The 19,363-nt window shown below is 62.8% G+C and carries 15 protein-coding genes; 7 read left to right on the top strand and 8 right to left on the bottom strand.

Going from position 1 to position 19,363, the window contains the following annotated elements; translation table 11 throughout:
- Nucleotide 1: 1 nt before the first annotated feature.
- On the bottom strand, nucleotides 2–1,645 hold the full coding sequence (locus J7I86_RS13795) for a PucR family transcriptional regulator (RefSeq protein WP_214820671.1): 1,644 nt from the start codon (nucleotides 1,643–1,645) through the stop codon (nucleotides 2–4).
- Nucleotides 1,646–1,758: 113 nt separating this feature from the next.
- Here J7I86_RS13795 and J7I86_RS13790 point away from each other — a divergent pair, with 113 nt between their 5' ends.
- From J7I86_RS13790 to J7I86_RS13780, 3 genes are all read left to right on the top strand, one after another.
- On the top strand, nucleotides 1,759–3,246 hold the full coding sequence (locus tag J7I86_RS13790) for a CoA-acylating methylmalonate-semialdehyde dehydrogenase (protein WP_214820670.1): 1,488 nt from the start codon (nucleotides 1,759–1,761) through the stop codon (nucleotides 3,244–3,246).
- A 43-nt stretch (nucleotides 3,247–3,289) separates the two neighbouring features.
- Nucleotides 3,290–4,651, top strand: a complete 1,362-nt coding sequence (locus tag J7I86_RS13785) for an aspartate aminotransferase family protein (protein WP_214820669.1) — start codon at nucleotides 3,290–3,292, stop codon at nucleotides 4,649–4,651.
- 169 nt (nucleotides 4,652–4,820) lie between these two features.
- Entirely contained in the window at nucleotides 4,821–7,457 is a 2,637-nt protein-coding gene (locus J7I86_RS13780; RefSeq protein WP_214820668.1) for a trehalase-like domain-containing protein, read from the top strand.
- Nucleotides 7,458–7,490: 33 nt separating this feature from the next.
- Here the strand turns inward: J7I86_RS13780 and J7I86_RS13775 are convergent, their stop codons facing one another.
- Together J7I86_RS13775 and J7I86_RS13770 are read right to left on the bottom strand one after the other, a co-directional pair.
- Nucleotides 7,491–8,417, bottom strand: a complete 927-nt coding sequence (locus J7I86_RS13775) for an AEC family transporter (RefSeq protein WP_214820667.1) — start codon at nucleotides 8,415–8,417, stop codon at nucleotides 7,491–7,493.
- 172 nt (nucleotides 8,418–8,589) lie between these two features.
- A complete protein-coding gene (locus tag J7I86_RS13770; protein ID WP_214820666.1) occupies nucleotides 8,590–9,204 on the bottom strand; it encodes a TetR/AcrR family transcriptional regulator in 615 nt (204 codons plus the stop codon).
- A 206-nt stretch (nucleotides 9,205–9,410) separates the two neighbouring features.
- Here J7I86_RS13770 and J7I86_RS13765 point away from each other — a divergent pair, with 206 nt between their 5' ends.
- The 4 genes from J7I86_RS13765 to J7I86_RS13750 all read left to right on the top strand — a co-directional run bounded on the left by J7I86_RS13765 (nucleotide 9,411) and on the right by J7I86_RS13750 (nucleotide 13,499).
- The gene (locus tag J7I86_RS13765) at nucleotides 9,411–10,892 is read left to right on the top strand and encodes an APC family permease (protein ID WP_214820665.1); all 1,482 of its coding nucleotides are present in this window, start codon (nucleotides 9,411–9,413) and stop codon (nucleotides 10,890–10,892) included.
- A gap of 49 nt (nucleotides 10,893–10,941) precedes the next feature.
- Entirely contained in the window at nucleotides 10,942–11,745 is an 804-nt protein-coding gene (locus J7I86_RS13760; protein ID WP_214820663.1) for a MoaF C-terminal domain-containing protein, read from the top strand.
- 77 nt (nucleotides 11,746–11,822) lie between these two features.
- Complete coding sequence (locus J7I86_RS13755; RefSeq protein ID WP_214820661.1) at nucleotides 11,823–12,155, top strand: cupin domain-containing protein; 333 nt, start codon at nucleotides 11,823–11,825, stop codon at nucleotides 12,153–12,155.
- 12 nt (nucleotides 12,156–12,167) lie between these two features.
- Nucleotides 12,168–13,499 (top strand): NAD(P)/FAD-dependent oxidoreductase, encoded by a 1,332-nt coding sequence (locus J7I86_RS13750; RefSeq protein WP_214820659.1) that lies wholly within the window; start codon nucleotides 12,168–12,170, stop codon nucleotides 13,497–13,499.
- Nucleotides 13,500–13,581: 82 nt separating this feature from the next.
- Here the strand turns inward: J7I86_RS13750 and panD are convergent, their stop codons facing one another.
- From panD to J7I86_RS13725, 5 genes are all read right to left on the bottom strand, one after another.
- Nucleotides 13,582–14,013 (bottom strand): aspartate 1-decarboxylase, encoded by a 432-nt coding sequence (panD, locus tag J7I86_RS13745; RefSeq protein ID WP_178995752.1) that lies wholly within the window; start codon nucleotides 14,011–14,013, stop codon nucleotides 13,582–13,584.
- Between the two features lie 185 nt (nucleotides 14,014–14,198).
- Nucleotides 14,199–15,716: a rhamnulokinase family protein gene (locus tag J7I86_RS13740; RefSeq protein WP_214820657.1), complete on the bottom strand. Its 1,518-nt coding sequence runs from the start codon at nucleotides 15,714–15,716 to the stop codon at nucleotides 14,199–14,201.
- Nucleotides 15,717–15,724: 8 nt separating this feature from the next.
- Nucleotides 15,725–17,761, bottom strand: coding sequence for a bifunctional aldolase/short-chain dehydrogenase (locus tag J7I86_RS13735; protein ID WP_214820655.1), 2,037 nt, complete (start codon nucleotides 17,759–17,761; stop codon nucleotides 15,725–15,727).
- Nucleotides 17,762–17,765: 4 nt separating this feature from the next.
- Nucleotides 17,766–18,932 carry an L-rhamnose isomerase gene (gene rhaI, locus J7I86_RS13730; protein ID WP_214820653.1) on the bottom strand — a complete coding sequence of 389 codons (1,167 nt, stop codon included), beginning with the start codon at nucleotides 18,930–18,932 and terminating at the stop codon, nucleotides 17,766–17,768.
- Complete coding sequence (locus J7I86_RS13725) at nucleotides 18,929–19,333, bottom strand: L-rhamnose mutarotase (RefSeq protein ID WP_214820651.1); 405 nt, start codon at nucleotides 19,331–19,333, stop codon at nucleotides 18,929–18,931. The genes rhaI and J7I86_RS13725 overlap by 4 nt, the downstream gene beginning before the upstream one ends.
- Nucleotides 19,334–19,363 lie beyond the last annotated feature (30 nt).

Here is a 19,363-nt window from a genome sequence, read left to right as displayed (position 1 = left end):
CTCACTGTCCCCGGATGAGGTGCGCCAGGAGCGCCACATGCAATGAGGTCCGCGATTCGGCGTCGTCCAGGTCCGCGCCCAGTAGTTCCTCCAGTTTGGCGAGCCGGGCGTATAGCGTGGGCCGGCTCAGATATCCGCTGCGTGCCATGGCAGCCTTGTTGCCACCGGATCCGAGGTAAAGCCCCAGCAGTTCCAGGTATTCGCCTTTGCCCTCGGCGTCCGCTTGGAGGACGGCGGACAACTCCGATTCCACGAATTGCTGAACGCGGGGATCTTTGCGCAAGAGGGCCAGCAGCCCGCGAAGGCGTACGTCCGTAGCGCGGAAGTAGGGCTTGCCCGCGTCCCGGAGCGTGGCAGCGCTTTCGGCCACATGGGCTGCTTCGTCGATGCCTGCTGCGGCCTCCAAGAGCGTTGCCTTCATGCGGCCAACGCCGATGATCCATGCAGGGGATGCCGCTTCAACCGACGGACCGGCGGCTGCATCGGCGAGGACGTGGAGCGTAGGCTCCTCCTGCTTCCGGGCGGGGAGGGCGAGAATCATCCCTACGGAACCGGACTGGATGCTTGCCGCCAAGGCTGTCCCCGCGCTGGACTTCAATCCCTTGGCCAGCCGTTCAAGAAGTTCGCGCTCGTCCTGCTGCCCGGCGAAGGGGTCACCGGGAAGGATGGCCGAGCCCCAGGCTGGGAGTGCGGTCCTGAAAACGATCGGGACGTAGTAGGACGAGCGCTTCAACCCCAGGGAACCGGCGCGTGCCAGCGCCTCGGCTTCACTGAGTCCCCGGGGCTGGCGGAGTGCGTTGAGGAGTCCGGCTTGTGCGTGGTGGCTGAGCTCGCGTTGATCCCGATCCGCCAGACGGTTGATGGCCAAGGTCTGGGCCGCCCGCTCCAGAACCATGATGGCCATGTCGTCATCAGCGTCCAAAGCAGCCGGGGGCATGGGCACCACCAACCTGCCCCACACTTGTTGACGAACCCCCACTGCCGCTTGGAGCCAGTGCTCCGGTCCGGATCGTCCGGTGTGCGCCGGGAAGGGCGTAGTCCGGGATCGTCTTTCCCAATCATGCAGAAGATCCGTGGTGGATACCCGCTGCCCCGCGTAGGCGAGAACCAGATGCGAAAGGTCCTCCAGCACTACCGAAGCACCGATCATGGTGGCCGCTTGCTCCACCACACGTTGGGTGTCGGCACTTTCCAAGCTCAGCACGGTGAACGCTTCATGGACGTCCCGGGCACGTTCCACGCGCTCCAGTTGTTCGGCCACGATCATCCTGTGGACGATCTCCGTGACTTGAACAAACCTGACTCGCTGTTCCACCACAACCACGGGCATTGATGCGGTACGGGCCGCTCTTTCCAGGGCCTTCCGACTGCGGGGCCGGTGGCCTACGAGTTCCACGATCAGTCCGGCCGCTCCGGCAGCTTCCAACGAACGGATGAACGACGCCGACTCTTCAGGGGACTTCTCCAGCTCCAGTCCCGTGGTCAGCACCAATTCCCCGCCTGACAGAAGGCCTCCGACGTCGAGGACTTCGCTGACGTGAACCCAGCGAACAGGTGCGTCCAAGCTGTGAGCGCCGCCGAGCACAGTGGGTGCGGCGGCTCGCAACACGGGAAGGTCAAGGATGGCACTGACGGTGGGCAGCATTTACACAGTGTAAGGCTCTCCAACAATTCTCTTACACAAGGGCTCTTCTGCAGTCGCTCAGCGGCGAACAGACTGATTCCAGGCTTCACACGACACCGCATCAAGGAGAACTCTTGAACACCATCGAGCACTGGATCAACGGCAGCTACGTCCCGGCCGGAGACCGCACCGCTCCCGTCACCAACCCGGCCACAGGAAAGGTAACCGGGCAGGTTGCTGTGGCCGGCGTGGAGGAGGGCAACGCCGCCGTCGCCGCTGCCAAAGCCGCCTTCCCGGCATGGCGGGATACCTCGTTGGCCCGCCGAACCCAGGTCCTTTTCGCTTTCCGTGAGCTTCTCAACTCCCGCAAGGACGAGCTCGCCGCGATCATCACCTCCGAGCACGGCAAGGTCCTGGACGATGCTCTGGGCGAGGTAAGCCGCGGCCAGGAAGTGGTGGAATTCGCCTGCGGTATCCCGCACCTGCTCAAGGGCAGTTACACCGAAAACGCCTCCACCAAGGTGGACATCCACTCCATCCGCCAAGCACTGGGTCCCGTGGCAATCATCAGCCCGTTCAACTTTCCGGCAATGGTCCCTATGTGGTTCTTCCCCATTGCGATCGCCGCAGGCAATACCGTGATCATCAAGCCCAGCGAGAAGGACCCCACGGCCGTCAATTGGGTGGCCGAGCTCTGGAAGGAAGCCGGCCTGCCCAACGGCGTCTTCAACGTCCTTCACGGCGACAAAGTAGCAGTGGATACCCTGCTGACCCACCCCGACGTCAAGGCCGTTTCCTTCGTGGGCTCCACGCCGATCGCCAAGTACGTCTACGAGACCGCCACAGCCCACGGCAAGCGGGTTCAGGCGCTTGGCGGTGCGAAGAACCACATGATTGTCCTGCCCGACGCCGATCTTGACCTTGCTGCCGACGCCGCCATCAACGCCGGGTTCGGTTCCGCCGGTGAACGGTGCATGGCTGTCTCAGCGCTCCTGGCCGTGGGTGACATTGCCGATGCGTTGGTGGATAAGATCGCGGATCGTGCCCGAACCCTGCGTACCGGTGACGGAATGCGTGGTTGCGATATGGGCCCCTTGGTGACGTCCCAGCATAGGGACAAGGTCTCGGGATACGTCGATGCCGGTGAAGCGTCAGGTGCCACGCTCGTCGTCGACGGCCGCGGCGTCATTCCGGACGCGGAAGGCGACGGGTTCTTCGTGGGCCCCACCCTCTTCGATCATGTCTCCACGGACATGTCCATCTACCAGGAAGAGATCTTCGGGCCCGTGCTCTCGGTGGTCCGGGTGGACAGCTACGACGACGCCCTGGCCACCATCAACGCCAATCCGTACGGCAACGGCACCGCGATTTTCACGAACGACGGCGGTGCGGCCCGCCGCTTCGAGAACGAGGTTGAGGTGGGAATGGTGGGCATCAACGTCCCCGTCCCGGTGCCCATGGCGTACTACTCCTTCGGCGGATGGAAGAACTCCCTGTTCGGCGACACCCATGCCCACGGCTCTGAAGGCGTTGGCTTCTTCACCCGGGGCAAGGCAGTGACCACACGCTGGCTGGATCCCAGCCACGGCGGGATCAACCTCGGCTTCCCACAGAACTCCTAAGCGTTCCCCAAAACTCCTCAGCGCCGACGTCAGGACAACCACCATGACCACCATCCTTGAACCACCACAGACGGACCGCCAGGCAGCGCAGCGCGCCTATGAGCTGGACCGCAAACACGTCTTCCACTCCTGGTCCGCCCAGGACACATTGGATCCCATGGTTATCAGCGCAGCAGAGGGCTCGCACGTCTGGGATGGCGAGGGCAACAAGTACCTGGACTTCTCCTCCCAGCTGGTCAACACCAACATCGGACACCAACACCCGGCCGTTGTTGCAGCGATCGCCGCGCAGGCGGCCAAGCTGTGCACCATTGCTCCCGGCTACGTCAACGACGCCCGATCGGAGGCCGCGCGGTTGATCGCCGAGCGAACCCCGGGGGAGCTGGACCGGATCTTCTTCACCAACGGCGGGGCGGATGCCAACGAGCACGCGGTCCGGATGGCCAGGCTGCACACGGGCCGCCACAAGGTCCTTTCCGCTTACCGCTCCTATCACGGCGGGACGCACTTGGCCGTCAATATCACCGGTGACCCCCGGCGGTGGGCCAGCGACAACGCCTCCACGGGCACCCTGCACTTCTTCCCGCCATACCTCTACCGCACGGCGTTCCACTCCACCACCGAGGCGGAGGAAGCCCAACGGGCCTTGGAACACCTGGAACAGCTCATCGAGTTCGAAGGTCCGTCCAGCATCGCGGCAATCATGCTGGAGAGCATCCCCGGGACGGCCGGGATCTACGTTCCGCCGATTGACTACATGCAGGGCGTGCGGGAACTGTGCACCAAACACGGCATCGTCCTGATCGCGGACGAGGTCATGGCCGGCTTCGGACGTACGGGCAAGTGGTTCGCCGTGGAGCATTTTGATGTTGTCCCGGACCTGATCACCTTCGCGAAAGGCGTGAACTCCGGCTACGTACCGTTGGGCGGCGTAGCCATCAGCCCGGAAATCGCAGCCACCTTTGGTACTCGCGCCTATCCCGGCGGGCTGACCTACTCCGGCCACCCGCTGGCTACCGCGGCCGCCGTCGCCACCATCAACGCCATGGAACGCGAAGGCATGGTGCAGCACGCGGCAACTCTGGGCAACGACGTGATCGGGCCGGCGCTCGCAGGTTTCGCCGAACGCCACCAGTCCGTGGGCGAAGTGCGGGGCCGGGGCGTTTTCTGGGCCATCGAGCTGGTCAAGGACCGCGCCAGCCGCGAACCGCTGGCTCCCTACGGTTCTTCCAGCCCCGAGATGAACCACCTCGTGGCAGCCTGCAAGTCGCGCGGACTGATCCCTTTTGCCAACTTCAACCGGATCCATGTTGTTCCGCCGTGCAATATCAGTGTTGAGGATGCCCGGGCGGGACTGGCCATTCTGGACGACGTCCTGGACATCGCGGACACGTTCGCGGCCTAGCCGTTGCGTCAGGTCCCGCCCCCGAGCCGGTAGGAAGAACCATTGCGCACGGGTGCGGGACCTTCGCGCATAAATCCAAGGAAAAGCTTTACGCATTTGCAATCTACTAGGTAGTCAAGCGAAACCGTGCGGGCGGAAACTGTAGCTATCCGCTTCGGAAGGATTCGCCATGCCTACGCACCTGAACCAAGCAGTGGCCGACTCGGCGCTGCTCATGAAATCGCTCCCGCTTGGCCTTCTTCGTACCGTCCTCCAGTCCGACGCGGAGAACGGCATTACGCCGCAACTGTTCTCGGAACTGAGGGCATTGGCCCGAGTCCCCGGCCTGCTGGTGGCGTGCAACTATGGCGGGACGCTTTGCTCCGCAGAAGGCGTGTCTACGGAAACGTTGCCGTTAGATAGCGCGGCGGTGGCGCTCCGGGCGCTCGCTGCCTTGCCCAACACGCACACGGCCGTCATCTCCGGACGGTCATTGCGGGATCTTGCAGCGGTTTCCCGTCTTCCTGCCGAGGTCCACCTGGTGGGTTCCCACGGTATGGAATTCGACATGGGCTATGCCTACACCCTGTCTCTGGCCACGGAACAGTTGCTCCAACAGGTGGCTACGGCGTTGACCGAGGCGGTGGGCTTTGAGAAGGGCATCAGCGTAGTCCGTAAGCCAGTGGGTATGGCGGTGCATACCCGGCCGGCCACACCCGAGGTAGTGGAACGGGTGATTTTCCTTTCGCAGCATATCGCCATCGAGTTCGGTCTCTACTTCATCATCGACGGCACCGTTTTGGACCTCACCGTGGAGGAGCCGGCCAAAGGCCAAGCGCTTGAGCAGCTGCGCGCACGGCTCGGGGTCAGCGCCGCGCTTTACGCAGGTGACGCCGAGAGTGACGAAAAAGCACTCGCCACCCTGCGCGGACCGGACCTGGGCCTTCATGTGGGTACGGGGGATACGACGGCGGCGCACACCATTGCGGACCCGGAAGCTTTTGCGCGCGTGCTGGCCTTGTTGTTCGAGCTGCGGCGGGCATGGCTGTTCGGCGAGGATGCGGTGGGGCTGGAACGGCATTCCATGATCGGCAACGGGAGCTCCACGGCATTGCTGACCCCCGACGCGAAGGTTTGTTGGATGAGCCACCCCTTGCCGGATTCGGGATCCATTTTTGCCCACATTCTTGGCGGTGAACCCGCCGGTCATTTCAGCATAGAGCCGGTGAAACCATCGCAGGTGCTGGCGCAGCGATATGTGGAGAACACCATGATCGTGGAGACGCGCTGGGCTGACGTCACGGTGATCGACTACTTGGAGCCGACGCCGGAAGGTATCACCAGCCTGGTACGGGTACTCTCCGGGACGGGCATGGCACGCGTAGTCTTCGCACCCAGGCCGGACTACGCCAACGCGCCCTTCAGCATGGAGATCCGGGGAGACGACGTCCACATCATGGGTACATCGGATCCCATCATCCTCTCCGCGCCCGGGGTTCCTTTCCGGATCACCAGTGACGGCAAGTACGCCACGGCCACCGCGGAAGTTCCACTCAACCATGGGCCTGTGGTGCTGAACCTTCGTTGCGGTGACACCGAGCCGCCACCCGCAGACCCGGGCGGCGAACCAAACCGGCGCACCGCCGTCGGGCAGTCTTCGCGTGATTGGATCAAGGCCTTGCAGCTGCCCACCATCAAAACGTCGTTGGTGCGCCGTTCGGCTTTGGTGCTGAAGTCGCTCGTCCATGAGCCCACCGGCGCTGTGTTGGCTGCGCCCACCACATCACTGCCTGAGGGCATCGGCGGGACCCGAAACTGGGATTACCGGTATTGCTGGCTGCGTGACGGGTCCATGACCGTGAATGCCCTGGTGTCGTTGGGCTCCACGCAGGAGGCCGACGGGTTCCTTGCCTGGTTGGGTCGCATCATCGAGAATGCGCCGGGACCCGAGTGGCTTCACCCCCTCTACTCGGTGACGGGGGCGCCGCTCTCCACGGAAGCAATCGTGGAAAGCCTGCCCGGTTATGCTGGCTCGCGACCCGTGCGCATTGGCAACGCGGCAGACCACCAGGTGCAGTTGGATGTGTTTGGACCCATCGCCGAGCTGATCCACGATCTTGCCGAGCGCCGCGGGTTCCTGCCCGATGAACACTGGTACCTGATAGAGCAGATGGCCCATGCGGTGCTGGCCCGCTGGCATGAACCTGACCACGGGATTTGGGAAGCAAGAAAGCCGCCCAGGCACCACGTTTACACCAAAGTGATGTGCTGGGTCACGCTGGACCGGGCCATCCGGGCTGCCGCTCAGCATGGGCGCCCGCCTCATACAGATTGGGCACCCACTGCCGAAACCATCCGCGAGGAAGTCCTGCACGAGGGTTGGGATTCGTCCGCAGCTTCCTACACGGTGGCCTATGACAGCCCCGACCTGGATGCCGCTGTTCTCCACATCGGGATCTCGGGCCTGCTGGACGTTCAGGATCAGCGCTTCCTGGATACCGTCACGGCCGTTGAACGCGAGTTGCGCGTAGGGCCCACCGTTTTCAGGTACAGGTACGACGACGGCCTGCCGGGTTTGGAGGGCGGCTTCCACATTTGCACCACCTGGCTGATCGAGGCCTACCTTGCCGTTGGCCGCCTGGATGACGCCTTGGAGCTGTTCAACCAGTTGGTGGCACTGTTCGGACCTACGGGCCTGTTGCCGGAAGAGTACGATCCCGGAACGGAAACGCACCTAGGCAACCATCCTCAGGCGTACTCGCATCTGGGCTTCATCCGCTGCGCCCAGCTTCTGGACTACTACCTGGCCAGTGCGGACGTGGAGTAACCCAATCTGGCTACCTACTTGGGTGGAACAGCGCTAGGCGAGCAGCAGTGCCACGGCGATCATGGCCGGCACCGCCACGATGGTGGTGATCAGCACTGTGTCCTTGGCCACGGTGATTCCTGCTTGGTAGCGGTTCGCTGCCACAAAGACGTTCTGTGCGGTAGGCAACGCAGAGGTGACCACCACGGCAAACAGTGCGTGCCCGTCCATCCCCAGTGCGAAGCGGGCAAACAGGTACGCGATCAGGGGGTGGACAATCAGCTTGAATCCGCTGGCCAGCAAGGTATCCATGCGGCGTCCTGCGGCCTTTTGCAGTGGCTTGGATCCGTTCAGGCTCATGCCGAAGGACATCAACATGGCCGGAATCGCCGCGCCGCCAATGAGATGGATGGGCTCCAGAATGAGCGTGGGGACTTGGAAACCAGTGCCCGCTACCAGGAGTCCCAGCGCTGAGCCCACGATCATGGGGTTCTTCACGATCATCAACAGGAAGCGCAGGGGAGTGGTGCGGTGCGAGCTTGTGCTGGCGTCAAGGGCCATCAAGTACAGGGGCGTGAAGAACGCCAACTGGAAGATCAACAGGGGCGCCACATAGCTGGCGTCTCCCAGGACAAACACGGCGATGGGGATGCCGAGGTTGGCTGAGTTGGCCAAGGACGCGCTCATGGATGACATGAGCGACTCCGGCAGGCTGCGCTTGAGCCAGAACTTCACGATCATAAAGAACAGCAGGCCGGTCAGCACGGCGCCCACTGCCGTGACCAGGAGGGGAGCCGCGAAGACATCGTGCAACTTGGCCTTGCTCAGTGTCTCGAACAGCAGAGCAGGGCTGGCCACGAAGAACGTCAGCGAACTCAGTACGGACCGGGCGTTCTCACCCAGGATGTTCCGCCGTCCAACAAACATGCCCACCAGGATGATGGCCCACACCACGAAGAACCCGGACAGTACGCCGATCATGGGGTAGCGCGGGAGCAGATTCGTCGGGTCACGAATGACAGCTTAGCCACAAACCCGATCTGAGTAAGCGTTTTCTCATGAGAATTCCGTCATACGGACGGTGGAAGTGTACGACGTCGGCACTCACCTGAGTGCCGACGGCGGACGCTTACCTGTGTGCCGACGTCGGGCCTTAACTGTCCTGGGGCTGATTCTTCGCCGGCTTTTCAGTCGTTTCGTTCGCGGTCTCGAGCGCGGATATCAATCGCCCCACTTGAATCACGGCGGACCTGATGCGGTGGGGGTCGCTGATGGTGAGGAATTGAAGCATAAGCCCGTCAAGGGCGGCGAAGACGGCCAGGGACGCTTCGTTGCGTGTATCCAGCCCACGGCGCGTCAATGCCTCTTCCACGGTGCTGACGTAATTGGCATAGAGGCGCTCAACCATCTCGCGGATCCGGGGGTTGCGCCTGGATTCGAGGATCATTTCGAACTGGAACAACTGCAGTTCAGGTTCGGCGGAGACGGTAGCAATAAGTGTGTCAGCGAAAGTTCCGTCAAAGTCCGCGATCCCGGAGAGCCCGGTTTCCTCAATGGACCGCTGGACGGACCATTCCATGGTGGCGGCCAGGAGCCCTTCCATGGAACCGAAGTGGTGGGTGACCAGTGCATGGTTGACGCCGGCCTTGGCGGCAACTGATCTGTAGGTTGCGCCGCGCAGGCCCTTCTCCGCCACAACATCCAGCACGGCAGCCAGCAGGGCATCCCGACCGTCTCCGTAGGGCAGCTTGCGCGCTTCCTGGCTCATACAGCGAGTCTAGCGGTGAAGAAATGAGGGGGAGGAACCCATTGACACCTCAAACTATACAAACGTATAGTTTGAAATGTGGCCCGGATCACCCGCCACCAAGAGTAGCTTCAGCCTCACCGCCCGGACACTTGTCCTCCGGCCGCAGGGCCCCCTATCCCTCCGCAGTGGCGATGGCGCCAGTGCATTCCGGAAAGAACAGCCTCATGAACGATTCCAGTCAGACCTCGGCCCCGGTCGGGCCCAAAGGCGCCAGCCCCAAAGACTCCAGCCCCAAAGGCGCCGATCCCTCGGCAGGTGCCGTCCGGCTCAGGGCGAACAAGCTTGGCGTTGTTGCCATTGCCTTCTTCGCCATTGCTGCCGCTGCCCCCATGGCCGCAGTGGTGGGCGCCAGCCCCGTCATTTTCTCCGCGAGCGGGCCCGGAACCCCGGTGATTTATGTGATTGCGGCACTTTTGGTAGCCCTCTTTTCGGTGGGATACCTGAGAATGAGCCAGCACATCACCAACGCCGGCGGATTCGTTGCCTACATAGCCAAGGGCTTGGGCAACAAGTGGGCCACGGGTGGTGCGGGAATCGCCATCCTTACCTATCTCAGCCTTCAGATCGGGTTGTGGTCCCAGTTTGGCGTCTTCGCGCAGCAGCTCGTGGAAAGCCTCACGGGCATTGGGCTACCCGTCTATTTCTGGATCGTTGTGGTCATGGCACTCACTACTGTGCTGACCATGAAAGGCGTGGACGCCAGCTTGAAGGTGCTGGGAGTACTCATCCTCGGCGAAACTCTGGTGGTGGCCGCGCTGGTCGCCTCCTTGATTGCGCAAAAAGGGTTGGGGATCTTCACGTTCGCCGGTTTCACCGGTGAGAACATCTTTGGGCCAGGCCTGGGAATCTCACTGCTGTTCGCCTTTGCATGCTTCACCAGCTTTGAGGCCACGGTTGTCTTCGCTGAAGAGGCAAGAAATCCGCGCCGCACCATCCCGCGTGCCGCCTACCTCGTCATTGCCTTCATCGGCGTGTTCTACATGTTGTCCACGTGGGCCATCAGCGGAGCCGTGGGGATCGATGGGATTCAGGCTGTAGCCACCGGGAATCCGTCCGGGATGATCTTCGACCTCGCTGAGTCCAGCGGCGGAGCCTGGCTGAGTCTTGCCATGCAGGTATTAGTGGTCACGAGCTTCGTAGCGATGCTCCTGGGCCTGTCCAACATGTTCTCCCGCTACCTCTTTGCTCTTGGCAGGGCAGGCGCGCTCCCGGCCAAGCTGTCTTCAGTTTCCTCAACAGGGGCGCCCTCCTTTGCCGGACTGGTCAATTCCTTGGTTGTCCTGGCAGTGATCAGTGCCTTCCTCCTGGCCGGTGCTGACCCGATCGCCACGGTCTTCGCCTGGTTTGTAGCCCTGGGAACGGCAGGATTCATCTCCATCCTGCTGCTGACCTCCGCCGCGGTTCTGGTGTACTTCGCCAGGTCCCGGACCCGCGACAACCTCTGGGTCACCGTGATCGCACCCGCCCTTTCCTTCCTGGCGTTCGTGGTGGTGGGCTACCTGACCTTGGACAACTATGACGTCCTGCTCGGCGGCGCAGGAGGGGTAGCGCGCTGGCTCCTTCTTGGCATCCCGCTGATCTTTGTGGTCGGCCTGATCCGGGGACGGCAAAAGCCTGCCATCAACTACGCCGCCGAAATTGTCTGAACCGACCTTCTCAGAACCGAATCGCCTCTATAACAAAAGGACCAAGCTCATGACCACCACTGAACTGCAGGACTACGTTCCCGAGGAAGAATGGCCGCCGGTCTCCACCATGCTGGACGGGTTCGGCGATCAGACCCTGCCTGCGTCTCCTGCGCTGGCTGCCACAACTATTTCCTTTCAGACAGCCGACGGAACCCTCATCGAGCACAACTTCCTCACGACCTCAACGCTCACGTGGTCCGAGGGCGATGCCAGCGGAACCGCTGCCTACAAGGCCATTGAAGCCCGCCCGGGAATCTTCATCATCGATTTCGTCCGTGGACAAAACCAAGGCAAAGACGCCGACGCCGAAAACGTCACCATTGTCTTCGACCAGTCCACAGGTGCCGTCACCGCAGCCGTCTCCAGGTTTGTCAGCTCGGACGGCAAGGTCCGGGGAACTACCGACTTCACGCACTCCAACGCCGGCGCCGAGGCTACGGTGCACCAGCGGTCCTCGGACCTCGTTGGGAAGCGCATCTTCTACCGTTACAGCGACGTCGAATCCTATGAGCACATTTACCTGAATCAAGGAACCTTCACGTGGCACTGCGTCCGGGGAGGGGAAGCGGGGCTGGCTGACACCGACCGTTGCATGACGTGGGCCGTCGCGGAGGACCTGTACATCTTCTTCTGGACCGAACAGGTGATGACCGTTGAAGCAGTGCTCCTGATCGACCTCCGCGAGCAGCGCTCCATCGGGCGGATGTTTGGCTGGGACAATCCTGCCGCGGAACCAGTCACCTTGCCGTTCAACTCCAGGCTCACTGTCCTGAACACCACGAGCTACCCCCAGGACACGCACAAGCACTGAACCCCTACAAGCACTGAACCCCCACAAACACTGAGTGGAGGCCCATCTCCGCGAATCCACCATAGAGGAGCAACACCATGTCTCAGGTCTTTCATGCCCACCTTGACCACGCAGCGTTTGAACCGTTCGCGCTTGGCTGTGTCCAATGGCTTCGGCGCCCCGGGGACAACGGAAACGACGTGCTCAGCGGCGGCATCTGGAAAGTTACGCCCGAGGAAGCGCCGGAACCGTTCGACCTGCCGATTGACCAGGATGAAACCATTTACATCATCTCCGGTCACCTTCGCATCGAGGTCAAGGGCGGGAGCACCCTTGAGCTGGAGGAAGGTTCCATGGCTTCGCTGTCCAAGGGGGCAATGACCCGCTGGAGTGTCCTGGAGCCGACCATCGAATTCTTCGTCTACAGCTGAGGAACGGGCAAAGTGGAAAACTCTGAGGTCATCGTTATCGGCGCTGGCTTTGCCGGTCTCACAGCGGCGAGGGAACTATCCCGCGGCGGACACACAACCATCTTGCTGGAGGCCAAGGACCGCATCGCCGGGCGAACCCACCTGGAGGAGCACCTTGGCCGGAACCTGGAACTTGGCGGCACCTGGGTGCACTGGACCCAGCCGTATGTCTGGGCGGAAATGGGGCGGTACGGAATCAAGGCTTTGCCGGGGCCGGAGTTCACCAAGGCCTTCTGGACTGTTGACGGACAAAGGCATCAAGGGAGCGCAGACAGCCTTCTGGAATTGCTTGATGGCCCGAATCGCCTGCTCCTGGCTGCGGCCCGGCGCTATTTTCCCCTTCCGTGGTCACCCCTGAATAACGCCGAAGTGGCAGATATCGATGAGCTCACACTTTCGGACGCCATTGAGCAGTTGAACCTCCAGGAAGATCAGCGTCAGCTCCTGAGATCTTTCTGGACCCTGAACTTCAACGGCAGGCTGGACCAAGCGGCCTACACCCAGGCATTGCGCTGGTGTGCCGTGGCCAGTGGTGACTGGCAGCTGATGTTTGAGGCATGCGCCAGCTTCAAGATCGACGGCGGCACCCGTCGCCTCGCCGAGGCAATCCTTGCCGACTCAACGTCAGAGCTGCGGCTGAACCAGGTGGTTGCCTCAATCGAGCAGGATCACGAGAGAGTCCTCGTGACAACAAAAGCGGGCAAACAATACAAGGCCCGTCAGGTCATTCTTGCGCTCCCGCTCAGCGTACTCAATGACATCGATATCCAACCCGCTTTGTCTCCCGGTAAGAGGGAGGCAGCAGCAAGGGGACAGGCAGGCCGCGGCGCAAAATTGTGGATCAAGGTGGACGGCCGGCAGGAAAGGTTCGTCGCGTTTGGGCCCGAGACGGCCGCCCTGAACTTCGTCCAAGCTGAGTACATCGATGAGGACACCACCACCCTTGTCTGCTTCGGTCCCGACGCCGGGGCCGTCGACGTCGCCGACGTCCCTGCAGCACAACGGCACCTTGACGCAATCGTCCCGGGGTTGAAAGTTCTGGATGTTGCCGGACACGACTGGGTAGCCGACGAACACGCACGGTCCACTTGGCCCATGCATTACGCCGGATACCTCACCCGGTACCTGGCGGAACTCCAGCAGCCCGAGGGAAGAATCGGGCTCGCGGGATCTGACATCGCCAACGGCTGGGGAGGGTTCATTGACGGTGCCATCGAGAGCGGCCTCGACGCTGCCCGCCAAGCAGCCTCCGCACTCGGCAATGACGCTAGATCACCCCTTCAGGCTCCTGCCATCGTGGGCTAAAGAAGCCGAAACGCGCCCGACGTCGGCACTCACCTGAGTTGCCGACGTCGAACGCTGTTGTGGAGACTGAGTTGTTGTGGCCTTAGCTGAGGTGCGCTGCGTTGCTCAGAGCGTGCGGCGGGCGCATCAGACCGGGGGTGTGGCCCTCGGCGGGGTCGTTGCCGAGTTGCAGGATCTTGTTGTCCTTGCCCACGTGGACCACCCGGGGCTCGTACGTCCGGGCCTCTTCCGTGGTCATCTCCGCGTAGGTGATGAGGATGACGGTGTCGCCAACGTGGACCATGTGGGCCGCAGCGCCGTTGATCCCGATCACGCCGGAACCGCGCTCGCCGGCAATGGTGTACGTCTCCAGCCGGGCGCCGTTGGTGACGTCCACAATGGAGACGAGCTCACCGGGAAGGATGTCGGCCGCGTCCAGGAGGTCCAGGTCGACAGTGACTGAACCGACGTAGTGGAGGTCGGCGTGGGTCACCGTTGCGCGGTGGATCTTGGACTTGAACATTGTGCGGATCATAATGCGACCAGTTTAGCGCGGTACCCCTATCCGGCGCTGTGACGTAGCAGACGTTCAGCACGCGCTGGCTCGCGGGTCTCGACCAGCGGACGCCGATCCGTGGCTTCCTGACCTTGATTGGAGACAGGATGGCCGCAAAGCAACCGTTGTAGGTTGTTTGGCGGCCAACCTCGTGTCAAAGAGGGTCAGGAAGGTACGCCGCTGACCTCATGTGCCGGTTGGTAGCGCACCAGCTCCTCGCCCGCGGCCACAAGTCCGCGCAGCTCGGCCAGTCCGCCGGCCACCACCCCTGCAGCGCGGGCCTGGACCAGGACATTGCCCTGCGCAGTCGCTTCGACGGGCCCCGCGATCACGGGCTTGCCCGTGGCATCAGCAGTGAGCTGGCACAGGAGCCGGTTTTGCGAACCGCCGCCCACAATGTGCACCACGCTGGTGCTGCCGCCCGTCAGGCGCTCAGCATCAGCGAGCGTCCGGGCGTACCCCGCCGCAAGGCTGTCCATGATGCAACGCACGACGGCGGCAGGCCGGTCCGGGAGCACCGCACCGGTGTTACGCACGGCTGCGCGGATACGGTCCGGCATGTTGTCGGGGGCCGTGAAGGCGGGATCGTCGGCGTTGATCTGCGGTCCGCCGCTAGGAAGCGCAGCAGCTGAGTCGAGCAAGGCCGGCAGCGACTGGCTGAACCCTTGGGCAGCCCACGCCCGCTGGCATTCGCTTAGAAGCCAGAGGCCACCGACGTTGCGCAGGTACCGGATGGTGCCATCCACGCCGCGTTCGTTGGTGAAGTTGGCCTTGCGGCTCGCTTCGCTCAGCACAGGAGCGTCCAACTCCACGCCCACCAGGGACCAGGTCCCTGAGGAGATGTAGGCGAAATCCTGCTCTCCAGTTGAATCCAAAACCTGTGCTGGGACGGCTGCCACGGCCGAGGCTGTGTCATGTGAGCCCACGGCCACCACGGTGGTGTCCGCTGGCAGGCCCGTCTGCTCGAGTATCCCCGGGAGCAGTGTGCCCACGGTTTCACCGGGCTGGATGAGCGGCGGGAAGATGTCGAAGGGGAGCCCCAGGGCATCCAGGAAGTCCGTGGCCCACTGGCCAGCCATGGCGTCGAAGAGCCCGGTGGTGGAGGCATTGGTAGCCTCGGTGCGGCGAACACCGGTGAGAAGGAACGCGATCAGATCCGGGATGAGGAGAGCCTGCACCCCGTCCAGGTTCGGTTCCGCAGCCAGTTGGTACACGGTGTTGAACTGCAAGTACTGCAAGCCAGTAGTGGCATACAGCTTCTCCGGGGAAATGACCGCATGAACCCGTTCCACAGTGGCCCGGCTGCGCTCGTCCCGGTAGCTGTACGGTTGCGCCGTGAGCTCGCCGGCTTTGTTCACCAGGCCGTAGTCCACCGCCCACGTGTCAATGCCGATGCTAAGGATGTGTTCCCCGTTCTCACGCGCCACGGCAGCAGCAGCCGCCAAGCCCTTGAGTACCTCAGCGAACAGGGCGTCGAAGTCCCAGCGGAGGCCGCCGTCGAGCTCCACAACCCCGTTGGGAAAGCGGTGAATCGTCTCGAGGGCCACACCGGAGGCTGCGGAAACGCGACCCAGCATGACGCGGCCGGAGGAGGCGCCGATGTCAATGGCGACAAACACGTTGTGCGAGGACACCGCCCCGGCGGGTGCCGGGACGGTGCTCGCGGTGGTTCGGTTGTTCACAGTCCGTCCTAGCGCAGGAAAGCTGCCGCGACGCCGGCGTCTACGGGGATGTGGAGGCCGGTGGTGTGGGAAAGCTCGTTGCTGGTGAGCACGGAGGCGGCGTTGGCCACGTGTTCCGGCAGGACTTCGCGTTTGAGGAGCGTGCGCTGGGCGTAGTACTTGCCCAGTTCCTGCTCATCCACGCCGTACACAGCTGCGCGCTTGGCACCCCAGCCGCCGGCGAAGATGCCGGAGCCACGGACCACACCGTCGGGGTTGATGCCGTTGACCCGGACACCGTATTCGCCCAGTTCAGCGGCGAGTAGGCGGACCTGATGGGCCTGGTCAGCCTTGGTGGCGGAGTAGGCGATGTTGTTGGGGCCGGCGAAGACCGAGTTCTTGGAGGAGATGTAGATGATGTCTCCACCCAGCCCCTGTTCGATCATCACCTTTGCAGCGGCCTTGGACACCAGGAACGAGCCCTTGGCCATGACGTTGTGCTGCAGGTCCCAGTCCTTCTCGGTGGTTTCCAGCAACGGCTTGGAGATGGACAGGCCGGCGTTGTTGACCACCAGGTCCAGGCCACCGAACGCGAGCACGGCTTCCTGGATGGCGGCGGCGATCTGGGCTTCGTCGGTGACGTCAGCCTGGACACCGATGGCGACGTCGGAACCGCCCAGTTCCTCGGCAACCTTTTGCGCGTTCTCAAGGTTCAGATCGGCAATCACTACGCACGCGCCGTCGGACGCCAAACGGGTGGCGATCGCCTTGCCAATGCCCGACGCCGCTCCGGTCACCAGTGCGATGCGGGTGGCGTGTGACTTTGGCTTGGGCATGCGGGCAAGCTTGGCTTCTTCCAGCGCCCAGTACTCGATGCGGAATTTCTCGGATTCCTCAATCGGGGCATAGGTGGAAATCGCCTCGGCGCCGCGCATCACGTTGATGGCGTTGATGTAGAACTCGCCGGCCACGCGGGCGGTCTGCTTGTCCTTGCCGAAGGAGAACATGCCGACGCCGGGGATCAGCACGATCGCTGGGTCTGCGCCGCGCAGTGCCGGGCTGTTCTCGTCTGCATGGCGGTCGTAGTACGCCTGGTAGTCCTCGCGGTAGGCCGCGTGCAGTTCCTTCAGCCGGGTGACCGAGTCCTCGATCGAGGCGTCGGCCGGGAGGTCCAGGACCAGCGGCTTGACCTTGGTGCGCAGGAAGTGATCCGGGCAGGAGGTGCCCAGCGAGCCGAGGCGCGGGTGCTCTTCCGAGGCAAGGAATTCAAGAACTACGCCGTCATCACTGAAGTGCCCCAGTTGCGGCTTGTCTGTGGAAGCCAGGCCGCGGATCACGGGAGCGAGGGCGGCAGCTTTCGCTTTGCGCTCAGCTTCGGGGAGGGCGCCGTAGCCGGGGAGCTTGGCGCCGAATGGCTCGGACTTGCCGTTTTCCTTGATGTAAGTCTCAGCCTGGTCAATGATCCAGAGCGAGTTGGCCTCGGCCTCTTCGCTGGTGGCACCCCAGGCGGTGATTCCGTGGCCACCCAGGATGGTGCCGATGGCCTGCGGGTTGGCTTCCTTGATCGCGGCGATGTCCAGGCCCAGCTGGAAACCGGGGCGACGCCAAGGAACCCACACAACCTTGCTGCCGAACACCTTCGAGGTCAGCGCTTCGCCGTCAACGGCGGTTGCGATGGCGATGCCCGAGTCCGGGTGCAGGTGGTCAACGTGTGCAGCATCAACGAGGCCGTGCATGGCGGTATCGATCGACGGCGCAGCGCCGCCCTTGCCGTGCAGGCAGTAGTCGAACGCGGCCACCATTTCGTCTTCACGCTCGACGCCGGGGTAAACATCCTTGAGTGCCTGCAGCCGGTCCAGGCGGAGTACGGCAAGGTTCTCAGCTTTCAGTGTGCCGAGGTCGCCACCGGAACCCTTCACCCAGAGGAGCTCGACGTCCTGGCCCGTGACAGGGTCCTTTTCGGTGCCCTTGGCAGAGGTGTTGCCGCCGGCGAAGTTGGTGTTCCGCTTGTCCGCACCGAGGCGGTTGGAACGGGAGATCAGTTCTTCAACAGTTGTGGTGGTCATTTTGTTAAGCGCCCCATCCGGCTTGCTGGCCGCCTGCGCGGTCCTCGTTGATCTTCTTCTGGTATCCGCTGGCTTTGTAGGCAGCCATCGGATCGGCGGGGAGGCCGCGGGATTCGCGCCACTCGGCCAGGACCGGGCGGACATCGGTGTAGAAGGCATCGTTGAAGATGCCGTTGGCGGCCAGGACATCGCCGGCACGCTGGGCTTCGGAAAGCGCCGCGGTGTCAATGAGCAGGGCGCGGGCGGTCATTTCCTGGACGTTGAGCACCGAGCGGATTTGGCCCGGGATCTTTTCTTCCAGGTTGTGGCACTGATCCAGCATCAGCGCGACGCCCGAATCCTTGCCGAAACCGCCCCCACGGATGACTTCGTGCATGATGCGGAACAACTGGAACGGATCAGCTGCACCAACAATCAGGTCGTCGTCCGCGTAGAAGCGGGAGTTGAAGTCGAACGAGCCGAGTTTGCCCAGGCGCAGGAGCTGCATGACGATGAACTCGATGTTGGTACCCGGCGCATGGTGGCCGGTGTCCAGGCAGACGAACGCCTTCTCGCCCAGGGCAAGGGTCTGTGCGTAGGACGTACCCCAGTCCGGAACATCGGTGTGATAGAAAGCGGGCTCGAAGAACTTGTACTCCAGGACCAGGCGCTGCTCGTCGCCGAGGCCCGCGTAGATTTCCTGGAGGGACTCTGCCAGGCGGTCCTGGCGGCCGCGAATGTCATCCTGGCCAGGGTAGTTGGTGCCGTCGGCCAGCCAAATCTTCAGGTCCTTGGACCCGGTGGCGTGCATGATCTCGATGCACTCAAGGTGGTGATCGATCGCCCGGCGGCGCACGGACTCGTTGGAGGAGGTCAGGGAGCCGAACTTGTACTCGTCATCCTGGAAGGTGTTGGAGTTGATGGTGCCCAGCCCAACGCCAAGTCCTGCTGCGTACTCGCGCAGTGCTGCGTAGTCATCCACCTTGTCCCACGGAATGTGCAGAGCCACGGTGGGGGCCAGGCCGGTGAGCTCGTGAACCTTTGCGGCGTCGGCGATCTTTTCCTGGACGGTGCGCGGAGTACCCGGGGTGCCGAAGACCTTGAACCGGGTCCCGGAGTTTCCGTAGGCCCAGGACGGCACTTCAATGGCCAGTTCTCCCAGACGGCCCAGGGCCGATTCTGTGGTGTTCATGCTTGTTCCTTTTGGTTTTCGTGGGCGGGGTCTTTGTCTATATGTGTGTGGTGGGCGGCATCTGTGACGCCTGCAGCGGCGAGCTGGTCCTCGAGGTTGAAGACTTCTTCGACGATTTCAAAGCCCTGGTCCGGCGGGACATCGCTGTTCGCAAAGAGGGTGGCCATCTCCGCCTGCCAGCGGGCATTGACCTCCGTGAGGGCCATGCGGGCCTGGGCTGACTCGTAGTTTTCGCATTCCAAATAGCCGATGAGTTGGCCGTCCGAAGCGAGGAACAGCGAGTAGTTGTTCCACCCTGCTTTCTTCAGTGCGGACAGCATCTCCGGCCATACTGCGGCGTGGCGCTGCTTGTACTCGGCCATCAGTTCCGGCTGGACTGAAGAGCGGAAACAAACCCTCATGTGCGGTTCTCCAGGGTCACTCGTCTTTGA

This window comes from Arthrobacter sp. ISL-95, assembly GCF_018613695.1.
Taxonomy (GTDB): domain Bacteria; phylum Actinomycetota; class Actinomycetes; order Actinomycetales; family Micrococcaceae; genus Arthrobacter.
Note: the sequence above shows the minus strand (reverse complement) of the source record. Positions and strands in the feature narration are given on the sequence as shown.